At 67.3% G+C, this 3243-nt stretch carries 3 protein-coding genes; all 3 read right to left on the bottom strand.

The window, feature by feature from the left end:
* Positions 1-572, bottom strand: a 572-nt coding sequence (locus tag AC1DY5_RS48580) for an ABC transporter permease (protein ID WP_478121493.1), incomplete at its 3' end; no start/stop codon positions are given.
* The gene (locus tag AC1DY5_RS48575) at positions 569-1393 is read right to left on the bottom strand and encodes an ABC transporter ATP-binding protein (protein WP_478121492.1); all 825 of its coding nucleotides are present in this window, start codon (positions 1391-1393) and stop codon (positions 569-571) included. The genes AC1DY5_RS48580 and AC1DY5_RS48575, both read right to left, overlap by 4 nt.
* Before the next feature lie 205 nt (positions 1394-1598).
* Positions 1599-3077, bottom strand: coding sequence for a glutamate synthase subunit beta (locus tag AC1DY5_RS48570; RefSeq protein WP_478121491.1), 1479 nt, complete (start codon positions 3075-3077; stop codon positions 1599-1601).
* Between the last annotated feature and the right edge of the window lie 166 nt (positions 3078-3243).

The following is a 3243-nucleotide window of genomic DNA, read 5'->3' as shown; positions in this document are numbered from 1 at the left end:
CCCTGCATCTGGCCCCAGAAGGCCCCGGGGTCGACCCCCAGCATCAGGACGCCGACCACGTAGCCGCCGATCACGCCGACCGCACTGAACACCGCCGCCAGCAAGGGCATGGTGATCACGCCGCCCCAGAAGCGCGGCGCCAGGATGCGCTGCACCGGATCGACCGCCATCATCTCCATGGCGCTGAGTTGCTCGCCGGCCTTCATGAGGCCGATCTCGGCGGTGAGCGAGGTGCCGGCGCGGCCCGCGAACAGCAGCGCCGCCACCACCGGACCGAGTTCGCGCACCAGGCTCAGGGCGACCAGCAGGCCGAGCGCTTCCGACGATCCGTAGCGCTGCAGCGTGTAGTAGCCCTGCAGCCCCAGCACGAAGCCGACGAACAGTCCCGAGACGGCGATGATCGCCAGCGAATAGTTGCCCAGGAAATGGATCTGGTCGCGCACCAGTCCGAAGCGGCGCAGGCTGTGCGCACCGCGCAACAGAAGCTGCAGGAACAGGCGCGCTCCGAGCCCGAGGTCGGCCAGTTTGCTTCGCACGGCGAAGCCCACGTCGGCCGGCTTGTACCAGCTCATTCGCGTCCCCCCTGCGCATTGCCGAAATCGGCCTCGACGCCGACCGCGGGATAGTGGAAATGCACCGGCCCCTCGGGCAGCGCGTTGACGAACTGGTGGACCAGGGGGTCGGTGCTGACGCGCACCTCTTCCGGCTTGCCCTGCGCGGCAATGCCGCCATTGGCCAGGATGATCACGTGGTCGGCGATGCGGAAGGTCTCTTCGAGGTCGTGCGACACAACCACGCTGGTCAGGCCCAGCGTGTCGTTGAGCTGCCGGATCAGCCGCGCCGCGGTGCCGAGCGAGATCGGGTCGAGGCCGGCGAAGGGCTCGTCGTACATCACCAGGTCGGGATCGAGCGCGATCGCGCGCGCCAGCGCCACGCGCCGCGCCATGCCACCCGACACCTCGCTGGGCATCAGTTCGCGGGCGCCGCGCAGGCCGACCGCGTCGAGCTTCATCAGGACGATGTCGCGGATCAGCCCTTCGGACAGGCGCGTGTGCTCGCGCAGCGGAAAGGCCACGTTGTCGAACACGCTCATGTCGGTGAAGAGCGCGCCGAACTGGAACAGCATGCCCATGCGGCGCCGGGCCGCATAGAGCGCTTCGGGCGCCAGCCTGCCCACATCCTCGCCGTTGACCAGCACCTCGCCGCGCCGCGCCCGCACCTGGCCGCCGATCAGGCGCAGCATGGTGGTCTTGCCGCCGCCCGAAGCGCCCATCAATGCCGTCACTTTGCCGCGCGGCATCGAGAACGAGACGCCGTCGAGGATCGTTCGATCGCCGTAGCCGAAGACGACGTCGCGAAATTCAACGAGGGAAGAGGAAGGTGCAGGGTCCATGACAACGAAAAAGCCGGGGCACCCCTGAGGACATCCCGGCTTGCGGTAACGCTCAATGATAAAGGAAGCACGAAGCTTGCCCGTCCCAGACAAATCTGAAATGGATGCGCGTGGGGGCCCAGGCCGGCGCCGGGCCGCCCCAAGGCGGTCTGCGGCCCCCCGGGGGGCAGCGACCCACACGCAGTGGCGGAGCGTGGGGGCCAGCTCAGCGCGGCAGGTCGCTGAAACCCATGAGGAATTCGTCGACCGAGCGCGCTGCCTGGCGGCCTTCGCGAATCGCCCAGACCACCAGCGACTGGCCACGGCGGATGTCGCCGGCGGCGAACACCTTGGGCACGTTGGTCGCATAGCCGCCGATGAAGTCGACGCTGGCCTTGGCATTGCCGCGGGCGTCCTTCTCGACGCCGAAGGCGTCCAGCACGTTGGCCACCGGGCTCACGAAGCCCATGGCCAGCAGCACCAGGTCGGCCTTGAGCACCTGCTCGCTGCCGGCGACCTCGACCATCTTGCCGTCCTTCCACTCGACGCGGACGGTCTTGAGGCCGGTGAGCTTGCCCTTCTCGCCGATGAATTCCTTGGTCGAGATCGCGAACTCGCGCTCGCAGCCCTCCTCGTGGCTGGAACTGGTGCGCAGCTTGTACGGCCAGTAGGGCCAGGTCATCGGCCGGTTCTCTTCCTCGGGCGGCTGCGGCATCAGTTCGAACTGGGTCACGCTGGCCGCGCCGTGGCGGTTGCTGGTGCCCACGCAGTCGGAGCCGGTGTCGCCGCCGCCGATCACGATCACGTGCTTGCCGTCGGCGCGCAGCTGGCCCTTGACCTTGTCGCCGGCATTGACCTTGTTCTGCTGCGGCAGGAACTCCATCGCGAAATGGATGCCGTCGAGGTCGCGGCCGGGCACCGGCAGGTCGCGCGACTGCTCGGCGCCGCCGGTCAGCAGCACCGCATCGAACTCCTTGCCGAGCTGCTCGGGCGTGACGATCTCCTTGGCCCAGTTGGTCACCTTCGAGCCCTTGCCGAGCGGGTCCTTGGCCGCGCCGACCATCACGCCGGTGCGAAAGGTCACGCCCTCGGCCTTCATCTGCTCGACGCGGCGATCGATGTGCACCTTCTCCATCTTGAAATCGGGAATGCCATAGCGCAACAGGCCGCCGATGCGGTCGTTCTTCTCGAACAAGGTGACGTCGTGGCCGACCCGTGCCAGTTGCTGCGCCGCCGCCATGCCGGCCGGTCCCGATCCGACCACCGCGACCTTCTTGCTGGTCTTGTGCTTGGCCGGGCGCGCCGCGACCCAGCCTTCGTCCCAGGCGCGGTCGATGATCGCGTGCTCGATTGACTTGATGCCGACCGGATCGTCATTGACGTTCAGCACGCAGGCGGCCTCGCAGGGCGCCGGGCAGATGCGTCCCGTGAACTCGGGAAAGTTGTTGGTCGAATCGAGCACCACGAAGGCGCTTTCCCAATCGCTGCGATAGACCAGGTCGTTGAAATCCGGAATGATGTTGTTGACCGGGCAGCCGCTGTTGCAGAACGGCGTGCCGCAGTCCATGCAGCGCGCGCCCTGCACCTTGGCCTGCGCCTCGTCGAGGCCGACCACGAATTCCTTGTAGTGCTTGACCCGCTCCTCGACGGGCTTGTAGCCCTCCTCGATGCGCTCGTGCTCCATGAAGCCGGTGATTTTTCCCATCGTGCTTTTCCTGTTCTATTCGTTGTCGCTGCTCAGACCGCCACCACCGGCTTGGAGGCCGCATGCGGCTCCATGCCCGCATGCGCGTTGTTGCCGCTGCTGGTGAGCTCGACCTCGCGCTCGTGGATCTCGGCCAGCGCGCGCTTGTATTCGTTCGGGACGACCT

It is taken from the genome of Variovorax sp. P4_D9 (genome assembly GCF_056401695.1).
Note: the sequence above shows the minus strand (reverse complement) of the source record. Positions and strands in the feature narration are given on the sequence as shown.